At 49.1% G+C, this 265-nt stretch carries 1 riboswitch.

Going from position 1 to position 265, the window contains the following annotated elements:
* Positions 1-2: 2 nt before the first annotated feature.
* A riboswitch (TPP riboswitch) is annotated at positions 3-112 on the plus strand.
* The last annotated feature ends 153 nt before the right edge of the window (positions 113-265 follow it).

The following is a 265-nucleotide window of genomic DNA, read 5'->3' on the forward strand; positions in this document are numbered from 1 at the left end:
TAAGCGCCGCCAAGGGGTGTTTGCCAACATTCGGCAGACTGAGATGTCATCAGACGAACCCTTAGAACCTGATCCGGCTAATACCGGCGTAGGAATGGGCCAATCAACAGCACACTTCTGAATCGCTTATTCGTTGCCGGATCTCAAACATGTATTTGAGGTCCTATGTCTAACAAAAAGTCTAACAACCAATCTTCAATCTTCACGATATCGTTAACTCGTGCACCATTAGCGCTGGCCGTCTCTGCGGCGTTAAGTGCGTCGG

Origin of the sequence: Zoogloea sp. LCSB751 (genome assembly GCF_002028455.1) — a bacterium.
Taxonomy (GTDB): domain Bacteria; phylum Pseudomonadota; class Gammaproteobacteria; order Burkholderiales; family Rhodocyclaceae; genus Zoogloea.